The organism is Saccharomonospora azurea NA-128, from assembly GCF_000231055.2.
GTDB lineage: Bacteria > Actinomycetota > Actinomycetes > Mycobacteriales > Pseudonocardiaceae > Saccharomonospora > Saccharomonospora azurea.
The window spans coordinates 1,287,297-1,305,934 of the sequence record NZ_CM001466.1 but is presented as its reverse complement, the minus strand read 5'-3'; the positions used below and the strand labels follow the sequence as shown (position 1 = coordinate 1,305,934).

The window sequence follows — 18,638 nt, the reverse complement described above, 5'->3', positions numbered from 1 at the left end:
GGTGGCGCGACGTAGGCTCGTCTCGACATGGGACGGAACACGGCGCTGCCCGAGGGGTACGAACGGTTCCGGGTCACCGACTCCACGTGGCCCGACGACACCGGTTGCCACCTGCTGCACGTCGACATGGACGCCTTCTTCGCGGCGGTGGAACTGCGGACCCGGCCCGAGCTGGCCGATCGCCCCGTGGTCGTCGCGGGCGCCGGGCCGCGTTCGGTGGTGCTGTCGGCGAACTACCCCGCCCGACGGTTCGGGATCTCGTCGGCGATGCCGGTCGCGGCGGCGCGCAAGCTCTGCCCGCACGCCGTCTACCTGCCGCCCACGAAGGGGCTCTACAGCGAGGTCTCCCGCGGCGTCATGGCACTCTTCAGCGAGTACACGCCTCTGGTCGAGCCGCTGAGCCTCGACGAGGCGTTCCTCGACGTGCGAGGCGCGCTGCGCAGGCTGGGGGCCACGCCGGTGGAGATCGGCAGCGAGATCCGGGCGAAGGTCGAGTCGGAGTACGGCGTGACCTGTTCCGTCGGAGCGGCGGGGGTCAAGTTCGTCGCGAAGCTGGCCTCCGGCATGGCGAAGCCCGACGGCATGGTCGTGGTTCCCGTCGCCGACACGGTGTCGTTCCTCCACCCGTTGCCGGTGTCGGCGCTGTGGGGAGTGGGTCCGAAGACGGCCGAGGTCCTGCGGGCGCACGGTCTGGCGACCATCGCCGACATCGCGGCGACTCCGCCCGAGCGCCTGCGGCGCTGGTTGGGCGTGGCCACGGCGGAACACCTGACCGCGCTCGCCCACGGCCGCGACGAGCGTGGCGTGGTGGCCGACGCGGAGGAGAAGTCGCTGGGCGCGGAACGGACGTTCGACACCGATCTCGCCGATCGGGCCGAACAGGAGCGCCAGTTGCTGAGCCTGGCGGAGAAGGTGGCAGCGACACTGCGGCGCCGGGGCCTTCGGGGCAGGACCGTGTCGATCAAGGTCAGGTTCTCCGACTTCCGCACCATCACCCGAGCTCGCACACTGCCGACGGCGACGGACGTGGCGAGGACCATCCATGCCCAGGCGGTCACGTTGCTCCGCGACACGGGTGCCGGAGCGCCGGTGCGGCTGCTGGGCGTGCGCGCCGAAGGACTGGTCGGCGCGGAGCAGCCCGAGCAGCTCAGCCTGGACGACGCGCGCCCGGTATCGCGGTGGCGCGACGCCGAGGTCGCCGCCGATGTGGCGCGGTCGAAGTTCGGGGCGGCGGCCGTGCGCCCAGCGTCACTGTTGAGACGTGACGTACCGTGACCGACAGGGATTTCGATCATGCGTTCGCGGGCGGCCTCGCCGGGCTCTTTCAGCCCGTTTCCGGGCTCACGGTGGTCGGGCTGGGCCGATCGTGGCAAACTCGGCGACGGTTGGGGGGAGATCGGGTAGTCGTCCGAGCGTGCGACTCGTATCCTGGTATTGACACCCCGATCGGGGGTAGTCCGGGTCGACGTCCATGCGCGGTTCCGGTGCCCGCCAGGGGTCGCCAGATAGCTGTGCCGGAGGAGGAAAGATGCCACTCTCCGAGCATGAGCAGCGGCTGCTCGACCAGATCGAGCGCGAGCTCTATGCCGAGGACCCCAAGTTCGCTTCCGCTGTGCGCGGAAAAAAGATGCGCCGTCCTACGCGACGTCGGCGCCTACAGGGCGCCGTGCTGTTCGTCGTGGGCATCGCCATGCTGGTGCTCGGTGTCGCCGGGCAGGCATCGTTCCTGCGCATCGCCGAGATCCCGTGGCTCAGTGTGCTCGGGTTCCTGGTGATGTTCGGCGGGGTGCTGATGGCGGTGACGACTCTCGGCGCGTCGGGTGAGGTCGACGACCCCCCGAAGCAGGGAGGGGGGAGCTCGCGGGGCGCCCCTTCGGCCAAGAGCACGTTCACCCAGCGCATGGAGGATCGCTTCCGCCGTCGCTTCGAGGATCGCTAGCGACCTCCTCACCGGCGAAGGCTTGGTCCGCTGGTCGGGTTCGTGGACGACATCGGTCGTCCGGGAAACCCGACCAGCGGATTTTCGTGTGCCCGGAGGTCTCAGCGGACGGCGCGTGTGCGCAGCCGGGTCAGGACCGATCGGGGCAGGAGCCTGTCGCGCCACGACAGCGGGGCTGATCGTCGGAGCGCTGCGAGGACACCGTGGAACGCTCCGGAGAACCCGGACGCGTCGCGGTCGTGTCCGTCCTGCGTCGGGCTGTACCACGACTGTTCCAGCGTGGTGACGACGAGTCGCAGGTCGTTCTTGCCCTGCTCGTCCAGCCGTTGACCGCGGGCGAGCTTCTGGGCGGCCAACCGGACGGTGTCGCTCTCGGAGATGTCCAGCTTCCGGTCGGCGCACTCGTCGAGCAGTTCCCGCCATGCGGCGTCGACGGCGCGGCGGTCGTCGCCGCGCTCCACGTCCTGCAGCCTGCGGCGCCGCCGGAGCTGGCGCAGGACGGCCGGAACCAGCAGTAGTGCCGCTGCCGCGAGGAGAGCCAGGGCGAGGGCCCAGTGCGCCCACCACGCCAGCAGGAGCACGGCGAGTCCGGCGAGGCCGACGGCGATGAGCGGTAGCCACGCCACGAGTCCCACGGTCGAGTCGCCTGCCGCAGTGTTCGTGGAACCCGCGGAGCGCCGCCTGCGTGTCACCGCGACCGTCACGACGGTCACCACCAACGCCGCACCCGCGACGATCGCGGCGGCGAGGCCGAGCCAGCTGCTGCCGCCGGAGGACTGCCGTCCGTCGGACTGGGCGGAGTCCGGTGCCTCGGTCTGCTCCTCCGACGGAGCTGCCGCGTCGGACGACTCCTCGGGCGCTGTGCCGGGCGTCTCGTCGTCGGCGCCGCCGCCACCGGAGTCGGTGTCGTCGCCGCTGCCGTCGCTGAGGTAGCCCGGAACGTAGCCCCGGCCGCCCGACAGCGGAGTGGGGTCGAAGCTCACCCAGCCGAGCTCGCCGAAGTACACCTCGACCCACGCGTGCGCGTCGCGCGAGGTGATCGTGCGGATCTCGCCGTCGTCGGCGCCGCCGGTGAACCCGATCGCCACGCGTGAGGGGATGTCGAGCGAGCGCAGCAGGACGGCCATGGCCGAGGCGAACTGCTCGCAGTAGCCGCGTTTGCCGCGCAGGACGAAGTCGGCGAGGGCGTCGCCGTCCGCTTCCGGAGCGGTGCTCGTGTCGTAGACGAAGCCGTTCTCCGGGGCGAAGTACTTCCAGATCGCCTGCACCTTGTCGAACGTCGTGTCGGACGACGCCGTGAGGTCCTCGGCGAGGTCAGCCACCCGGGGGTCGAGGGACGGAAGCCGGGTGTAGGAGGGATCGACTTCGTGGGGATCGACATCCGCCCGGCGCAGTTCGGCCCGGGTCGGCTCCGCGAGGGAGGCCGTCTCGACGTAGGGCGCGGGATTCTGCCGTCGCTCGCGGAACACCGCTCCGCTGGAGCGGTCGTAGTACCACCCGTCCGACAACCCCTGGAGCGCGCGGGGTGCACCGTAGACCGGCAGCCACACGTCGTTCCAGTGCACCGGCTCGATCGTGATCCGGTTGCCGGGCCCGTTGCCGTCGTCTCCGGGGGCCGGAGGCAGCTCACCGCCGGCGGGCACACCGGCGGGCATGGGTCCCTCCGGCAGCGCCCACCCCTCGTTCGGGACGTACTCGCTGAGGGTGAAGGCGCGGAGTAGGCGAGGTTCCTCCAGGCCGTCCACGCGGAACAGCGCCACCTCGTCGCCCTGGTCGAGCATCCCGCGCAGCGATGTGAACGGATTGACGCCGAGCCCACCGAGCACGTGTCGTTCGTCCCGGCTGCCGGGCAGGCTGCCCTCGGTGCCGATACCCGTCAGCGCGGTGCCCGCGACCAGGCCTGCGGCGAGCGCCCCCGCGACCACGGCCACCGGGGAGGCCACCGCCGACGCGGAGACTCCCGCTCCCGGCGCGGGACGGGTGCGCCACCGGTTGTGCCGGTGGGAGCCGTCCACCGCCAGCAGCACCGTGAACGCCGTGGCACCGAGCACGAACGTCCACCAGGGCAGCATGTCGTCGGCCAGCGCGGCGGGTACCGCGTAGACGCACAGCAGGACGAGTCCCGTGGCGGCCGGTGCGGCGGCGGCCACGACGAGCGTGTCCACGACGATCGCGACGAGACCGAGCGCGATGGTCGCGAGGCACAGAACAGGAGTCGTGTCCTCGATCGGCGGCACACCGGACCGGATGGCCTCGAACGCGGCCGTCAGCACGTCGTCGAGTTCGGCGAACGCGGCGGGGCCGGGGATGATCGCGAGGATGCCGTTGCGGGTGAACGACCCGGTGACCAGGAACAGCAGCACGACCGCCTGGCCGAGCCCCACCAGCGGAATGGGGACCCGCAACGAGCGCAGCGTGAGGCCGGTGAACGCCACCAGCAGCGCGGCCACCGCGATGAACGCGAGCCACAGGCTGCCCTGGATGACGCCGGTGAGCGAGGTGGCGGAGCTGATCGTGGCGAACATCGCGGCGGCGGGTGCCAGGAGCTGGCCCGCGGTGGGCGGCCGGTGCCGACCACGTTCCGGGTCGGAGTGGGAGTCCCGCCGCGCGTGGCGGGACGGGATGTCCGTCGCCGTCATGAGCCGCCCCCGATCAGTGACGCGCCGGGCGCCGTCGTGCGGCAGAGTTCCGCCCACACGTCCGGCACGCTGCGGCCGGGTTTCGCCACCACGACGCCCCACCCCGCGGCGCGCAGGAGGGCAGCCGTGTCGCCGACGGCGACGTCGCCGTCGGCCGTCCCGTCTCCGCTCTCCCACGCGGCGGTGTCGAGCAATACCGCGTAGCTGCGCGTGCCGCGTGCGCGGTGCCGGGTGAGTTCGTGCACCGACTCCGTTCCCACACTGCCGAGCACGGCGATCAACTCCTGGCCCTGGGCAGGATCGGCACTCAGCACGATGTCGCGCTCGTGTGCGGGCTGCACGGCGGCGAGCGAGTCGAGCACCGCCCCGGCGGATCCCGGACCGCCGTGCTGGGCCGCGTCGGCGAGCAGGCGGCCGTGTTCACTGACGAGCCGCACCCGCTGTCCGGTTTTGTTCAGGTGCAGGCAGACGCTGGCGGTGAACTCGACGGCCCATTCCAGGCTGGAGTGGGCGCCCGACCCTCGATGGGCCGACGCGCGGTGGTCGAGCAGCACGGTCGTGCCGCTGTGCCAGGGCCGTTCCTCGACCCTGACCATCATCTCGTCCCGGCGCGCGGTGGACCGCCAGTGCACTTTCCGGAGGTCGTCGCCCTGGCGGTACTGCCGCACCACGACGTCCGTCTCGCCCTGACCGGTGTGCAGGCGGATGTTGCTGTCCTCTCCCGAACCGAGCCCGGTGCCCCGCGGAAGCCCCCACAGCGTCGTCACACGGGGGACGACGACGAGTCGTGAGTGCGGCACCAGGTCGCGGTCGAACTCGCACAGCCCGAAGGGATCGGTGATGGTCGCCCGCAACGGGCCGATCCGGTGTACCCCGCGCAGGGTCGGCTGCACCGGGTACCGCAACGGCACCGGACGCCGGTGCGCGGGTAGCCGTTCCACGACGAAACGCGGCCGGGCGCCGAGTGTGTAGGGCAGACCGTCCTCCAGCAGCACGTCGCCCGCGGGCATGCGCCCGGTGCGCCAGATGTCGAGCTGGACCTCGCCGTGCGCCCCCACGGGCACGCGCTCGGTCAGCAGCGACCGGGACGCGGAGATGGTCATCCGTGACGCCGAGGCCAGCGCGACCACGCACAGCGGGAGCGCGACGACGAACACCGCGACACGGAGCAGGTCGCGCTCGTTGAGCACGACGGCGCACAGTCCCGCGGCGACCCCGGCAGCGAGCAGGCACCGGCCCCGGGTCGTGAGGCCGGACAACGAGCGGAACACGACAGCGCTACCGGGTTCGGTTGCCGTGCGGTACCGGCACCCGGGCCAGGATCGCCCGCACCACGTCGGTGGCCGACCGGCGCGCGGCGTGCGCCTCGGTCGTCAGGACGAGCCGGTGGGCCAGGACGGGAATCGCCACCGCGTGCAGGTCGTCGGGAACGACGAACTCCCGTCCCGAGAGCGCGGCCTGCGCGCGTGCGGCACGGACGAGTTGCAGCGTCGCCCGCGGCGAGGCCCCGAGCCGGACCTCGGGCAGTTGTCGGGTGGCCGCGGTGAGCTCGACGGCGTACTGCTTCACCTCGGGAGCGACGTGCAGTCCGCGAACTCTGTCGATCAGCCGTTGCACCGTGGCACCGTCGGACACGGGTCGCAGTTCGGACAACGGGTTCGCGCCGGCGTGTTCGTCCACCATGGCCAACTCGGCGGCGGCGTCGGGGTAGCCGATCGACAGGCGGGCGGTGAACCGGTCGCGCTGCGCCTCGGGCAGCGCGTACGTGCCCTCCATCTCGACCGGGTTCTGCGTGGCGATGACCATGAACGGCCTGCCGAGCTCGTAGGTCGTGCCGTCGACGGTGACCTGGCGTTCCTCCATGCACTCCAGCAGCGCCGACTGGGTCTTGGGGGACGCGCGGTTGATCTCGTCGCCCACGACGATGTTGGCGAACACCGGGCCGGGCCGGAACTCGAAGTCCGACTGCTGGCGGTTGTAGATCGAGACGCCGGTGACGTCGCTGGGCAGCAGGTCGGGAGTGAACTGCAGCCGGCTCACGGGGCAGTCGATCGACCGGGCGAGGGCCTTGGCCAGCGAGGTCTTGCCGACCCCCGGCACGTCCTCGACCAGGAGATGTCCCTCGGCGAGCAGCGTCACGAGCGCCACCCGGACGACCTCGGGCTTGCCCACCAGCACGCGCTCGACGTTGGCGGCGATGCGCCGGACCGTGTCGTGCAGCTGGTCGAGGCCGATCGTCGGGACCGCCCGGTCGTCCTGTGTGCCGTAGGAGTCGTGGGCCTCGTGAGCGCTGTGAGCACTGTGAGCACTGTGAGCGCTGTGAGCGCTGTGCGTTCCATGGCTGCCGGCGACGCTGTGGTCTGCCGGATACCCGTCGGACGGATACTGCACCTCGGTGACGGACCGGCCGTCGCCCGTGGGGGCTGGTGTGGACACAGCGGTGGACTGTCCTCTCGACGTCACACGACCTCCTGGTACGAGAAGCCCCCGAGACACTCCGAACGGCCGGCAAGGACCTTCGTCGCCCGGCGGGCTCAATGGCGAGCCGGCCGACACGCAGTGTGTCAAACAGCGGCCCTGGCGGCGTTGCCGCCTTGTCGATCACTCTCGCTGAGGGAGTGCAGCATCCCACAGGAAAGTATTGCCCCTTTCAGGTGACTTCGGATCACAGATCTTGGCGCGAATCCGAACTCGCCTACGCTACGGCAGCGTAGTCGGTCGGCTACGGAGAGAGGTGCGGTGATGGCCGAAGTCGACGTGCGTGAGCCGTCCGACGGGTTCGCCGTGGCACCTGAGCTCGCCGCGGAGACCTTCGCCAAGCTGAGCGAGGTCCAGGACGCGGTGGGCCGGATGGTGCGCCGGGTCAACGTGCTCGGGCGTTCCGTGCCGCTCGGCGACGGCTACGCCAAGGAGATCGGCGACTTCATGGCCCGCTACGGCATCGACGACACCGGCTGCGCGGCCGAGTCGTTGACCCGCTTCGGGCAGGAGATCGAACTCCTCAAGGAGCGCATCGACACCGCGCTGCGTCGCTACGAGGAGCAGGACCGTGCCGCGTCCGACGGCGTGGACTGCGTGGGTGGGGGCTGATCCTCCGCGTGCGCGCGTTCGGGCTCCGACTCGTGCCGGTCCTGGTGGTCGTCGTCCTGGCGACCGCGGGGTGCGGTGTGTCGCCACGTCAGTCCGGAGCCTCCGGGGAGGCCGCGGGAGCGGCCGACGCGGGAACGGCGGCCGTCCCGACGGCGTCGCCGACGAGCACGGCGGAGGAGCTCGGGCTCGACCCGTGCGCGTTGCTCGGCGCGCAGCAGCGGTCGTCGGCAGGGCTGAGCGGGCCCGGGGAACACACCACCGTGGCCGGGTCCCAGGCGTGCGACTACGTCCAGCCCGGGGCGTTCGGTGTCACGGTGACCGTGGACGAACGCGCCGACCTCCCGTCGGTGCGCGAGCGTGTTCCCCACGCCGAGGACGTGCGGGTGGGTGAGCTCGCCGCCGTGCGCGTCGCCGACCCCGACCTCGACGACGGTACGTGTTCGTTGACGGTGTCGGTCGAACGACCGGGAGCACGCACCGTCCACGTCGACGTCACCATGGCCGACTTCCAGGACACGGACGAGGCCTGCGAGCGCGCCACCACGGTGGCCGAACTGATCGAGCCGGAGCTGACATGACCGCGAAACCCGCCGCCGACCGCCGATACGAGTCGTACAGCCACGAGCAGATGTACACGGAAGTGGGCGAGGGCAACGACCCGGTGGCGGCCGGGGAGATCAGTCGGGAGTGGAACGAACTCGCCAACGGACTCCGCGAGGCGGGCGATCTGCTCGCGGACCTGTCGCGCCGTAGTGAGAGCGCGTGGCAGGGGGCCGCCGCGGAGGCGCTGCGGGCGGTGGTGCACGACGCGGCGACCTGGTCGCAGCAGGCCGCGGGACTCTCGGAGGCGGTGAGCGAGGCGGTGGCGGTGCAGGCCGAGGCCGCCGCCAGGGCGAGAGCCGAGATGCCCGAGCCCGTACCGTACGACGCGGGGGCGCTCATCCGCGACGCCGTCGCCAGCGGCGACGTGTGGCAGCTCGTGGGGTTGTCCGAGTCGATGGCGGCGCGCCGGGACGAGGCCGAGCAGGCCCGTCAGCGCGCGATCGACGTGATGTACGCGCGGGACACCACGCTCGGCGAGGCCGTGCCCGACGCGAGGTTCCCCGAGCCGCCGACGTTGACTCGGAGTTCGGGAGAGCCGCGCGGCGACGGTCCGGCGTCGGCGGTCGGAAGGTCGGTCCCGGTGTGATCAGGGTGTCGGCGTCCGCTTTCGACATCCTGTGGTCCGACCTCGGGCACACCGGCCGGCCGGGTGTGCTGGCCGTGCACAGCGTGGGACACACGGAGCAGGAACGCGTCCGCATCCGCGCCGAGGTGTACGCCAACCTCGCCGAACGCGATCTGGTGCGTGGTCCGGAGTTGGTTCCCGCTCTGCGGGAGCGCATCGACCTGCTCGCGCACGCTCCGCTGGTCGTCGAGTGCGAGGCGATGGTCGATCTGGCCGTGCCCGAGCCCTTGCGTGCGGTCGCCGCGGTGTCGGCCGACCGGGGCGTGCTCGCCGTGCAGCCTCGACGCACGATCGCGCTGACGGCCATCCGGCCCGGTGAGGTGTTCGATGGCGTCGTCGGTATTCTTCCCGACTTCGCCAGCGGTCCCGGCATGGGCGTCAGCCTGCCCGCGTCGGCCCTGGTCGGCGTGGCGGACGCCGCGGTGGAGCAGTCGGCGACCCGGCGTGCGCGGGTGTTCGAGCAGCAGGCGCGGGAGGCGTTGGCCGTGCAGTCCCGGCCGGTGCTGGCCGCCGGGCAGTTCTCCGTGCGGGTCAGGAGCGGGGAACACCTCCGCCGTATCGGCGGGGTGAGTTGGTTCGTGACCGACGAGGGCGGCTACCTCGGGACGGTCGCAAAAGGCCGGGCCGGGGAGTCGTGGTCGAGCCTCGTGCCCGCGGACCCGCCGAGGATCGCCGCGAGGCTGGCGGATCTCGTCGAGGAGGCCGGTCTTCGCGTCGGTGCGTAGGCGAGGCGTCCCTCCCACGCGGCCCCACGGGAACGGTCCGCGAAAGCGCCGAGGCGGGTCGACAGTGGCCGGACGAATGGCCGGACGCATCGATCCGGTGTCACCCTGCGCGGCGACGCCCTCGCGGCACCCCACTGTGGACACACGTCCGTGACCAGCGCAAACTTCGTTGGTATGGCCCGAAAGTGAGCGCTTCGGCGTTGACTGTGGTTTAAAGTGGGGTACGGTGGTGACCAGTGGGGCGGCAGGGACGCTCCATAGCCGATCTCGAGGGACCGCGGGGTCCGGGCGCTGGTCGGTAGGGAGGTGGAGGCCGGTGTTTCTCGGCACCCACACTCCGAAGCTGGACGACAAGGGGCGGCTCACGCTGCCTGCGAAGTTCCGCGACGCGCTGGCAGGTGGGCTGATGATCACCAAGGGACAGGACCACTGCCTCTTCGTGTTCCCGCGCGCCGAGTTCGAACAGCTGGCCCGCAAGGTGGCGGAAGCGCCCTTCACCAACGAGGCGGTGCGGGCCTACCAGCGGTACCTCTTCGCAGGTACCGACGAGCAACGTCCCGACGGGCAGGGCCGTATCGCCATCGCCCCGGAGCTCCGTCGCTATGCCGGACTCACGAAGGAGTGCGTGGTGATCGGCGCGATCACCCGGCTCGAGATCTGGGACGCTCGAACCTGGGAGACCTACCTGGAGAAACACGAGGACAGTTACGCGAGCGCGCAGGAGGAGATCCTTCCCGGCTTGTTCTGACCGGATGGCGTGAGGCTGCGGCCCTGATGCAACTTCCCCGGTGTCAGGTCCGCAACCTGACGCCATCCGGTTCCTGTTTCTTGGAGGATGGAGGTACCGAGGACCGACGACGATGAGAGAGGGATGTCGTGACCGACAGCGGCGAGAGCGCCGACCGTGACTCCACGCCCGGCTCCACACCCGACGCGACGCACCTGCCTGTGCTGGTCGAGCGGGTCCTGGAGTTGTTCGAGCCCGCGGTCGCCGACCGTGAGGCCGTTCTCATCGACGCCACGTTGGGACTCGGTGGCCATACCGACGCGCTGCTCGACCACTTCCCCCGTCTCCGGGTGATCGGTCTGGACCGCGATCCCGAGGCTCTGGAGCGGTCGCGGCGTCGGCTCGCCCGCCACGGCGACCGGGTGCGGTTCGTGCACACCGTCTACCACCGCATTCCCGACGTCCTCGCCGACCTCGGCCTGCCGTCGGTCGACGGTGTACTCATGGACCTCGGTGTGTCGTCGATGCAGCTCGACCTCGACGAGAGGGGCTTCGCATACGCGCGGGACGCGCCGCTGGACATGCGGATGGACCCGACGACCGGTCCGACCGCGGCGGACGTGCTCAACACCTACTCGATCGACGATCTCACCCGCATCCTCCGGGACTATGGGGAGGAGAAGTTCGCCCGCCGCATCGCGAAGGCGATCGCGACCGAGCGGCAGCGGCGACCGTTCGACACCAGTGAGCGGCTGGTGCGTCTGCTGTACGACACCGTGCCCGCGCCGAGCCGACGCACCGGTGGGCACCCCGCGAAGCGCACGTTCCAGGCCTTGCGCATCGAGGTGAACGGCGAGCTCGACATCCTGCGCGAGGCGGTGCCGGCAGCGATCTCGGCACTGGCCGAGGGAGGCCGCATCGTCGTCGAGTCCTACCACTCGCTGGAGGACCGCATCGTCAAGCAGGCGTTGGCGAAGGCGGCGACCTCGCGCACGCCGGAGGGACTGCCCGTGGAGTTGCCCGGCCACGGGCCCGAACTGCGGTTGCTGACCCGGGGCGCCGAGAAGGCCGGCGAGGAGGAGATCCGGCGTAATCCCCGCGCGGCGTCGGTCCGGCTGCGGGCGGCGGAGAAGAGGGGAGACGACACGTGACGGTACCCACTCGCCGCAAGCCCTCGTCGACGAACCGCACGGCGGCCCAGGGCACCGCGTCCACGACCTCCGCCACGAAGTCGGGCGGCGGCCGCAGTGTCGCGGGCAAGCGAGCCTACGCCCGACGGTCGGAGCGCACGTCGCCCCAGAACAGGACTGGTCAGGGCAGGGTCGCGCGGCGCGGGCTCCAGAACTGGCCGAAATCGCGGGCCACGTTCGTCATCGTGCTCATGGCACTCATGCTCTGCGGCGTGGCGGCCTCACTGTGGCTGTCCACACAGGCCATCGCCGACTCCTACCGCCTGGAACGGTTGAAGGAGCGCAACGCCCAGCTCGTCGAACGTGCCGAACAACTGCGCCGCGAGGTGGGACAGTTGCAGTCACCGGCGTCACTGGCCGAACGCGCGGAGGGGTTGGGCATGGTCCCCGCGGGTAACCCCGCGCGGCTGGTCGTCCGGGAGGACGGCTCGCTGTCGGTGGTCGGAGAACCTGTCGAGGCCAAGGCCCCGGAGCGAAAGCCGCAACGGTCCGGTGAGGAGCGGGACGAGCGGTGACGGTGCGGGGCGACGCACGCACGTGGTGAGGGGAGAACGGCGATGCCGGCGCAGCGCGGCACACGAGGGGTCCAATCGGGTCGTGGGCCACACCGGACGTATTCGGTGCGAGCGCGCAGGAACCGCTCGGCCACCACGGTGCGCAACAACCGCAACAGGTTCGTGGCGGGACGCATCGTCCTCACCATCGTGCTGGTGGCCGCCGGGCTGAAACTGGTCCACATCCAGGCTTTCGAGGCGTCAGCACTGTCCGAACGCGCCGAACGGCAGCGCACGACGATCGTCGACATCCCCGCGGAGCGGGGGTCCATACTGGACCGAAACGGCGCGGAGCTCGCGTTCAGCGTGGAGACCCGGCGGCTGTGGGTGAACCTGCGCCAGATGCGGCTGACGTGGGAGGAGTACGCGCGCGAGAAGCCGGAGTCGGGCGAGAACTTCGACACGCGGGCGGCCGAGATCGCCGACCACATCGCGGGCCGGGTCCCCGACCTGGTCACCGAGGACGAACTGCTCGCCGCCTTCCACAAGGACGCGAGTTTCACCTATCTCGTCGACGACGTCGAACCGTCGGTGGCCGAGGCGATCAGCGAGAAGTATCCGGAGATCGGGTACGAGAAGCGGGCCAAACGCGTGTACCCGGGCGAGGAGGTCGCCGCGAACATCGTCGGCTACGCGAACTGGCGTACCGACAGCGAGGACGTGTCGGAACACAACCTGCACGGGCTCGCCGGTCTGGAGTCCTACCGTGACGACGATCTCGTCGGTACTCCCGGGAGGCAGATCGTCGACACGGCGCAGGGCGGCGACGTGGTCATCCCGGGCACGGAACGGGACATGCAGCCTGCCACTCCCGGTTCGAACCTGGAGTTGACGATCGATTCCGACGTGCAGTACGAGTTGCAGCGCAGTCTGGCCGCCTACGTGGAGAAGGTGGAGGCCAAGGGCGGCAGCGCGGTGATCCTCGATGCACACACGGGCGAGGTGTACGCGCTCGCCAACCACCGGACGTTCAACCCCAACGAGCCGCCGGCGTCGGCCGACGACATGGGCAATCCCGCGGTGTCCACGCCGTTCGAGCCCGGTTCGGTCGCGAAGATCGTCACTGCGACGGCGGCGATCGAGGCGGGTGTGGCCAAGCCCGAGACGACGCTCGCGGTGCCCGGGTCGATGCGGGTCGCCGACCACACCGTGCACGACGCGTGGTCTCACGCGACGCAGGACTTCACGGTCACCGGCATCTTCGCGAAGTCGTCCAACGTGGGCACCCTGATGCTCGCGGACCAGGTGGGCCCCGACCGGTTCCTGTCGACGCTGAAGAAGTTCGGAGGCGGCCAGCGCACCGGGATCGGGCTCCCGGGAGAGAGCCCGGGATACGTCCCTCCACGCGACCAGTGGTCGGGAACGACGTACGGGAATCTCCCGATCGGACAGGGACTGTCGATGACGGTCGTGCAGATGACGAGCATGTACCAAGCCATCGCCAACGGCGGTGTCCGCGTCGAACCACGCGTGGTCAAGGCCAAGGTCACCCCGGACGGACGCAGGATCCCTGAGCCCGCGCCCGAGTCGGTCCGCGTGACGGATGCCAAGACGGCCGACACGGTGAAGAACATGCTGCGCGCCACGACGCAGGGCGGTGACTACGCCTACAGCGGCACCGCGCCCGAGGCCGCGCTGGAGGGCTACCAGGTGTCCGGGAAGACGGGCACGGGTCAGCAGGTCGACCCCGAGACCGGCAGGTACAGCAACCGGCTGCACAACATCACGTTCGCGGGCATCCTGCCTGCCGACGAGCCGCGGTTCGTGGTCGGGATCTGGCTGGACGCTCCCGACACCACGATCCCGGGGGGCAGTTCGGCGGGCGCGTTGTACGCCGAGATCGCCTCGTACCTCGCACAGCGGTACAACATCCCGGTCTCGGAGGAGTCCGGGCCGCGGGTGAAGCTGGTGCGGTGAGTCCCGACCGGCTTCACCCGCGGGGCGCCTCACAGGCCCGCGGTACGGAACCTGCGAACCGCCAGCGGGACGAACACCGCCAGCAGCACCACGCACCAGCCGACCGTCGCGAGCACCGGGTGCTGCAATGGCCAGGCCGCGTCCTCGGAGAGGGGCAGACCGGGGTTGCCGAACAGGTCGCGGCAGGCCGCTGTCGCGGCACTGACCGGGTTCCAGTCGGCGATCGTCTGCAGCACGGCGGGCATGCCGTCCGTGGGAACGAAGATGTTCGAGATCATCGTGATCGGCATGATGAGCGGGCCGATGCGGGCGGCGGTCTCCTCGTTCTTGGCGAGCGACCCGAGGTAGACGCCGACCCACGACACCGCGTACTGCAGCAGCAGGATGATGCCGAATCCGGCGAGGGTGGCGAGGACACCGTTGTGGGCCTTCCAGCCGAAGAGCAGGCCGCACCCGGCCATGACGGCGAGCCCGCCGGCACCGATCACCAGGTCGGCCGCCGTCTGTCCGAACGGGACCGCCGAGCGAGCCATGGGCATGGAGCGGTACCGGTCCATGACACCGAGCCCGTTGTCCTTGGCGATCACCATGAGCGAACTCATGACGCCGAACACCGAGCTCATCACGAACAGGCCCGGCATCAGGTACTCGCGGTAGTTCCCCCCACCGGGGATGGGGATCGCACTGCCGAAGACGTAGCCGAAGAGCACGACCGAGACCAGCGGGAACGCGAACGTCGCGGCGATCTGGCCGGGTTGGTGTTTCAGTTTCAGCAGGTTGCGGGTCAGGATCGCCATGCCGTCGGCCAGGGCCGAACGCCAGGTCGGCGTTCCCGGTGTCGTGGGGTGGTCGATCGACTGGGTCACCGGTTCGCCTCCTGCGCAGCGGTGTCCGACTCGCCGGTGAGAGTCAGGAACACCTCGTCCAGTGTGGGTTGGCGGATGCCGACGTCGACGGCCTTCACCCCGGCCTGGTCGAGGTGGCGGACCACCTCGGGCAGCGTGACGGTGTCGGTGCCGATCGAGACCGACACCAGGGCGCGTTCGACGTCGACGGCGGGTTCGGTGCGCGAACCCGTGAGGGCGGCGAGCACGGTCGCCGCGTCCGGCAACTCGGCGGAGTCGGGGACGACCACGTCGAGGCGGCCCCCGATCCGGGCCTTGAGATCGTGTGGTGTTCCGGAGGCGATCACCGTGCCGTGGTCGATGACGGCGATGTTCTCGGCGAGCTGGTCGGCCTCTTCGAGGTACTGGGTCGTGAGCAACACGGTGGTGCCCTCGTCGACGAGCTCGCGCACGGTCGCCCAGATCTCGTTGCGGCTGCGGGGATCGAGACCCGTCGTCGGTTCGTCGAGGAAGAGCACCTTCGGCGACACGATGAGGCTGGAGATGAGGTCCAGCCGCCTCCGCATGCCGCCGGAGTAGGTGCGGACGAGCCGGTCGCCGGCGTGGGCGAGGTCGAAGCGTTCCAGCAGCTCGTCGGCGCGCGCCTTGGCCTGCGCGGAGCTCAGGCGGAAGAGCTTGCCGAAGATGCGCAGGTTCTCGCGGCCGGTGAGTCCTTCGTCGAGTGCGGCGTGCTGTCCCGCCAGACCGATCTTGGTGCGCACCGCCGCGGGTTCGGCCACGACGTCGTGCCCCGCGACCGTCACGGTCCCGCTGTCGGGCCGGGTGAGGGTGGTCAGGACCCGGACCGCGGTGCTCTTGCCCGCACCGTTCGGCCCGAGCAGGCCGTACACCGTGCCCTCGGGCACGGTCAGGTCCAGACCCGCGAGCGCGTGGGTGTCGCCGAATCTCTTGTGTACTCCCTCGGCGACGACGATGGCGCCACCGGGTGATGTCGACATGCTTCTCCCCCTGTCTGAGCTGTGTGCGGCTAAGGTAGTCAACCGAGTACAACGTACGCAACGAGGTTTGCGGGCTTCGCGCCGTGAGGAGACATGGGGACGAGTCGGGAGTCGCCGCTGCGGGCGCGGATCCGGTTGTGGACCCGCGCGTCGCGGCCGGCTCGGGGACCCGCACCGGCCTACAGCCGGGACCGGATCGCCGACGCCGCCATCACGATCGCCGACCACGAGGGCCTCGACGCGGTCACCATGCGCCGGGTCGCCACCGAGCTGGGCACCGGGGCCATGAGTCTCTACCGGTACGTGGCGAACAAGGACGCGCTCCTCGATCTCATGGCCGATCGCATGTACGCGCGCCACGACTGGCCCGAGCCCACGGGGCGATGGCGGCAGGATCTGTGGGACTTCGCCCACGCTCACCGCAGCGCGCTGCTCTCCCGCCCGTGGCTGCTCCACGTGTGGGAGAGCCGGCCCACGTTCGGGCCGCACGTGCTGCGGCAGTTCGAGCGGTCGATGGCGTACGTCGACGGCCTCGGGCTCGACATCGACGAGATGGTGGAGACCGTTCTCCTCGTGAGCACGTGGGTCGGCGGGTACGTGCGACAGGAGCTGACGATGCGGGACGTCGCGCGTTGCGGCGCCGACGAGGAGCTCGAACGCGAGTTCACCGAGTACGTGGATTGCGTGTCCCGCAGCGGGGAGTACCCCTACTTCACGCGCTTCGTCTCCGAGGCGCTCATACCGCGGATCGACGCCGACACGCGGTTCGGACGGACACTGCAGCGCGTCCTCTCCGGCATCGAGGCCACGCTGCCGGTCGGCGACCCGGGATAGACACCCAAGCCGGAGAAACGCGTCAGCCGCGGGTCCGTGGATTCCCGGACCCGCGGCCGATCGGCGATCACTTCTTGTAGAGCCGTTCGATGGCGTCGGCGTAGTTCTTGCTGACGACGTTGCGCTTGAGCTTCATGCTCGGCGTCACCTCGCCGCCCGCCTCGGTGAAGTCGTTCGGCAGGATGACGAACTTCTTGATCGACTCGGCCTGCGAGACCAGCGTGTTGGCCTTGTCCACGACGGCCTGCACGGCCGCACCCAGGTCGGGGTCGTCGACGAGGTCGGCCACCGTCGCGTCGGCCGGCTTGCCGTTCTGTTCCTTCCAGGTGGGGAAGAACTCCTCGTCGATCGTCACGAGCGCCCCGATGAACGGCCGCTGGTCGCCCACCACCATCGCCTGGCTGATCAGCGGGTCGGCCTTGAGAGCGTCCTCGAGGCCGGACGGAGCGACGTTCTTGCCACCGGCCGTGACGATGATCTCCTTTTTGCGACCGGTGATCTTCAGGAAGCCGTCGGCGTCCAGCTCGCCGATGTCGCCGGTGTGGAACCAGCCGTCCTCCAGCGACTCGCGGGTGGCCTCGGGGTTGTTCCAGTACCGGGTGAAGACCACGTCGCCCTTGAGCAGCACCTCGCCGTCCTCGGCGATGCGCACCGACGTGCCCGCGACGGGCTTGCCCACGGTGCCGACCTTGAACGCGTCCTCGGTGTTGACGTTGGCCGCGGCGGAGGTCTCGGTGAGGCCGTAGCCCTCGAAGACCGGAACGCCGATGCCGCGGAAGAAGTGCGCGAGACGAGCACCCAGGGGCGCTCCACCGGACACGGCGGCCACGCAGCGGCCACCGAGCGCGGCCTGCAGCTTCGAGTAGACGAGCTTGCTGAACACGGCGTGCTTCACGCGCAGCCCGAAGCTCGGGCCGCCGGTGTCCAGGGCCTGGCTGTAGGCGACGGCGGTGGCCTCGGCGGCGTCGAAGATCTTGCCCTTGCCGCCGGTGTGCGCCTTGAGCTTGGCGCCGTTGTAGACCTTCTCGAACACCCGCGGGACCGCGACCACGAACGTGGGGCGGAACGTGCCGAGGTCGTTCACCAGCTCCTTGATGTCGGCGGTGTGGCCGAGGGTCACCCGCGAGGTGATGGCCGTGATGGCGATGGCGCGCGCCAGGATGTGGGCCAGCGGGAGGAAGAGGAGCAGCGAGTTGCCCGCGCCCATGAGCTTCGGGAACGCCTTGATGTCGGCCCGGACCTCGGCCAGGAGGTTGCGGTGCGTCAACACGACGCCCTTCGGCCTGCCCGTGGTGCCGGACGTGTACACGATGGTGGCCATGTCGTCGGCCTGCACGGCCTTGCGGCGGGTGTGCACCTCGTCGTCGGCGACGTCGGCACCGAGTTCGGTGAGGCGGTCGACCGCGGGCTTGTCGCCCTCGATCTGGAAGACGTGGTCGAGTTCCGGCAGTCGACTGCGTACCGACTCGATCGTGTCGGAGTGTGCGGCGGTCTCGACGACGACCGCCTTCGCGCCGGAGTCGGTGAGAATCCAGTGCGCCTGTTCGGCGGAGGAGGTCTCGTAGATCGGCACGGTCACCGCACCCGCGGCCCAGATGGCGAAGTCGACGAGTGTCCACTCGTAGCGGGTCTTCGACATGATCGCGACGCGGTCACCCTGAGCGATGCCCGCCTTCATGAGCCCTTTGGCGACCGAGAGGACCTGCGCGGCGAACTCCCTGGCGGTGACGTCCCGCCACGAGCCGTCGAGCTGTCGACGGAAACTCACGGTGTCTCCGAACCGCTCGGCGTTGACCCACACGACGTCGGACATGCTTTCGTCGTCGGCGACCGCAGCGATCGCGGGAGCGCTGTACTCGCGCACGTGAACCTCCGGATTCCACAGATGTTACTCGCCGGTCAACCTAACTCCTGCAAGGGCGTTTTGGCTATGCCCCGGCGCTGAGCGTTCG

At 70.3% G+C, this 18,638-nt stretch carries 17 protein-coding genes; 11 read left to right on the top strand and 6 right to left on the bottom strand.

Going from position 1 to position 18,638, the window contains the following annotated elements; genetic code table 11:
- Window positions 1–27: 27 nt before the first annotated feature.
- Both dinB and SACAZDRAFT_RS05865 read left to right on the top strand, forming a co-directional pair.
- Window positions 28–1,275 (top strand): DNA polymerase IV, encoded by a 1,248-nt coding sequence (gene dinB, locus SACAZDRAFT_RS05870; protein ID WP_005439607.1) that lies wholly within the window; start codon window positions 28–30, stop codon window positions 1,273–1,275.
- A gap of 253 nt (window positions 1,276–1,528) precedes the next feature.
- Complete coding sequence (locus tag SACAZDRAFT_RS05865) at window positions 1,529–1,939, top strand: DUF3040 domain-containing protein (protein ID WP_005439605.1); 411 nt, start codon at window positions 1,529–1,531, stop codon at window positions 1,937–1,939.
- Between the two features lie 101 nt (window positions 1,940–2,040).
- Here the strand turns inward: SACAZDRAFT_RS05865 and SACAZDRAFT_RS05860 are convergent, their stop codons facing one another.
- Genes SACAZDRAFT_RS05860 through SACAZDRAFT_RS05850 form a run of 3 tightly spaced genes read right to left on the bottom strand, consistent with a single transcriptional unit; the run spans window position 2,041 to window position 7,041 of the window.
- On the bottom strand, window positions 2,041–4,578 hold the full coding sequence (locus tag SACAZDRAFT_RS05860; RefSeq protein WP_005439602.1) for a transglutaminaseTgpA domain-containing protein: 2,538 nt from the start codon (window positions 4,576–4,578) through the stop codon (window positions 2,041–2,043).
- On the bottom strand, window positions 4,575–5,849 hold the full coding sequence (locus SACAZDRAFT_RS05855; protein ID WP_005439601.1) for a DUF58 domain-containing protein: 1,275 nt from the start codon (window positions 5,847–5,849) through the stop codon (window positions 4,575–4,577). The genes SACAZDRAFT_RS05860 and SACAZDRAFT_RS05855 overlap by 4 nt, the downstream gene beginning before the upstream one ends.
- A 7-nt stretch (window positions 5,850–5,856) precedes the next feature.
- On the bottom strand, window positions 5,857–7,041 hold the full coding sequence (locus SACAZDRAFT_RS05850) for an AAA family ATPase (RefSeq protein WP_005439599.1): 1,185 nt from the start codon (window positions 7,039–7,041) through the stop codon (window positions 5,857–5,859).
- Window positions 7,042–7,320: 279 nt separating this feature from the next.
- On the opposite strand from SACAZDRAFT_RS05850, the gene SACAZDRAFT_RS05845 reads away from it, so the two are divergent.
- From SACAZDRAFT_RS05845 to SACAZDRAFT_RS05810, 8 genes are all read left to right on the top strand, one after another.
- Complete coding sequence (locus tag SACAZDRAFT_RS05845; RefSeq protein ID WP_005439597.1) at window positions 7,321–7,668, top strand: hypothetical protein; 348 nt, start codon at window positions 7,321–7,323, stop codon at window positions 7,666–7,668.
- Between the two features lie 8 nt (window positions 7,669–7,676).
- On the top strand, window positions 7,677–8,246 hold the full coding sequence (locus tag SACAZDRAFT_RS05840; protein ID WP_005439593.1) for a DUF3558 family protein: 570 nt from the start codon (window positions 7,677–7,679) through the stop codon (window positions 8,244–8,246).
- Window positions 8,243–8,857 carry a PPE domain-containing protein gene (locus SACAZDRAFT_RS05835; protein ID WP_005439586.1) on the top strand — a complete coding sequence of 205 codons (615 nt, stop codon included), beginning with the start codon at window positions 8,243–8,245 and terminating at the stop codon, window positions 8,855–8,857. The genes SACAZDRAFT_RS05840 and SACAZDRAFT_RS05835 overlap by 4 nt, the downstream gene beginning before the upstream one ends.
- Window positions 8,854–9,621: an ESX secretion-associated protein EspG gene (locus SACAZDRAFT_RS05830; RefSeq protein ID WP_005439584.1), complete on the top strand. Its 768-nt coding sequence runs from the start codon at window positions 8,854–8,856 to the stop codon at window positions 9,619–9,621. The genes SACAZDRAFT_RS05835 and SACAZDRAFT_RS05830 overlap by 4 nt, the downstream gene beginning before the upstream one ends.
- A gap of 316 nt (window positions 9,622–9,937) precedes the next feature.
- Window positions 9,938–10,369 (top strand): division/cell wall cluster transcriptional repressor MraZ, encoded by a 432-nt coding sequence (mraZ, locus tag SACAZDRAFT_RS05825; RefSeq protein WP_005439582.1) that lies wholly within the window; start codon window positions 9,938–9,940, stop codon window positions 10,367–10,369.
- Window positions 10,370–10,497: 128 nt separating this feature from the next.
- Window positions 10,498–11,499: a 16S rRNA (cytosine(1402)-N(4))-methyltransferase RsmH gene (gene rsmH / locus SACAZDRAFT_RS05820; RefSeq protein WP_005439575.1), complete on the top strand. Its 1,002-nt coding sequence runs from the start codon at window positions 10,498–10,500 to the stop codon at window positions 11,497–11,499.
- The gene (locus SACAZDRAFT_RS05815) at window positions 11,496–12,053 is read left to right on the top strand and encodes an FtsB family cell division protein (RefSeq protein WP_005439573.1); all 558 of its coding nucleotides are present in this window, start codon (window positions 11,496–11,498) and stop codon (window positions 12,051–12,053) included. The genes rsmH and SACAZDRAFT_RS05815 overlap by 4 nt, the downstream gene beginning before the upstream one ends.
- Before the next feature lie 42 nt (window positions 12,054–12,095).
- Window positions 12,096–14,009, top strand: a complete 1,914-nt coding sequence (locus SACAZDRAFT_RS05810; protein WP_005439564.1) for a peptidoglycan D,D-transpeptidase FtsI family protein — start codon at window positions 12,096–12,098, stop codon at window positions 14,007–14,009.
- Window positions 14,010–14,038: 29 nt separating this feature from the next.
- Here the strand turns inward: SACAZDRAFT_RS05810 and SACAZDRAFT_RS05805 are convergent, their stop codons facing one another.
- Together SACAZDRAFT_RS05805 and SACAZDRAFT_RS05800 are read right to left on the bottom strand one after the other, a co-directional pair.
- The gene (locus SACAZDRAFT_RS05805; protein ID WP_005439563.1) at window positions 14,039–14,875 is read right to left on the bottom strand and encodes an ABC transporter permease; all 837 of its coding nucleotides are present in this window, start codon (window positions 14,873–14,875) and stop codon (window positions 14,039–14,041) included.
- Complete coding sequence (locus SACAZDRAFT_RS05800; RefSeq protein ID WP_005439562.1) at window positions 14,872–15,852, bottom strand: daunorubicin resistance protein DrrA family ABC transporter ATP-binding protein; 981 nt, start codon at window positions 15,850–15,852, stop codon at window positions 14,872–14,874. Before SACAZDRAFT_RS05800 ends, SACAZDRAFT_RS05805 begins: the two co-directional genes overlap by 4 nt.
- Before the next feature lie 93 nt (window positions 15,853–15,945).
- Here SACAZDRAFT_RS05800 and SACAZDRAFT_RS05795 point away from each other — a divergent pair, with 93 nt between their 5' ends.
- Entirely contained in the window at window positions 15,946–16,686 is a 741-nt protein-coding gene (locus SACAZDRAFT_RS05795) for a TetR/AcrR family transcriptional regulator (protein WP_005439561.1), read from the top strand.
- Window positions 16,687–16,753: 67 nt separating this feature from the next.
- Here SACAZDRAFT_RS05795 and SACAZDRAFT_RS05790 read toward each other — a convergent pair whose 3' ends face one another.
- On the bottom strand, window positions 16,754–18,550 hold the full coding sequence (locus SACAZDRAFT_RS05790) for an AMP-dependent synthetase/ligase (RefSeq protein ID WP_005439560.1): 1,797 nt from the start codon (window positions 18,548–18,550) through the stop codon (window positions 16,754–16,756).
- Window positions 18,551–18,638 lie beyond the last annotated feature (88 nt).

Bases quoted from the DNA above. Each gene is read 5' to 3' on its own strand.
- SACAZDRAFT_RS05810 (WP_005439564.1), top strand. From the start codon at position 12,096: ATGCCGGCGCAGCGCGGCACACGAGGGGTCCAATCGGGTCGTGGGCCA.
- SACAZDRAFT_RS05795 (WP_005439561.1), top strand. From the start codon at position 15,946: ATGGGGACGAGTCGGGAGTCGCCGCTGCGGGCGCGGATCCGGTTGTGG.
- SACAZDRAFT_RS05835 (WP_005439586.1), top strand. From the start codon at position 8,243: ATGACCGCGAAACCCGCCGCCGACCGCCGATACGAGTCGTACAGCCAC.
- SACAZDRAFT_RS05845 (WP_005439597.1), top strand. From the start codon at position 7,321: ATGGCCGAAGTCGACGTGCGTGAGCCGTCCGACGGGTTCGCCGTGGCA.
- SACAZDRAFT_RS05865 (WP_005439605.1), top strand. From the start codon at position 1,529: ATGCCACTCTCCGAGCATGAGCAGCGGCTGCTCGACCAGATCGAGCGC.
- SACAZDRAFT_RS05800 (WP_005439562.1), bottom strand. From the start codon at position 15,852: ATGTCGACATCACCCGGTGGCGCCATCGTCGTCGCCGAGGGAGTACAC.
- dinB (WP_005439607.1), top strand. From the start codon at position 28: ATGGGACGGAACACGGCGCTGCCCGAGGGGTACGAACGGTTCCGGGTC.
- SACAZDRAFT_RS05860 (WP_005439602.1), bottom strand. From the start codon at position 4,578: ATGACGGCGACGGACATCCCGTCCCGCCACGCGCGGCGGGACTCCCAC.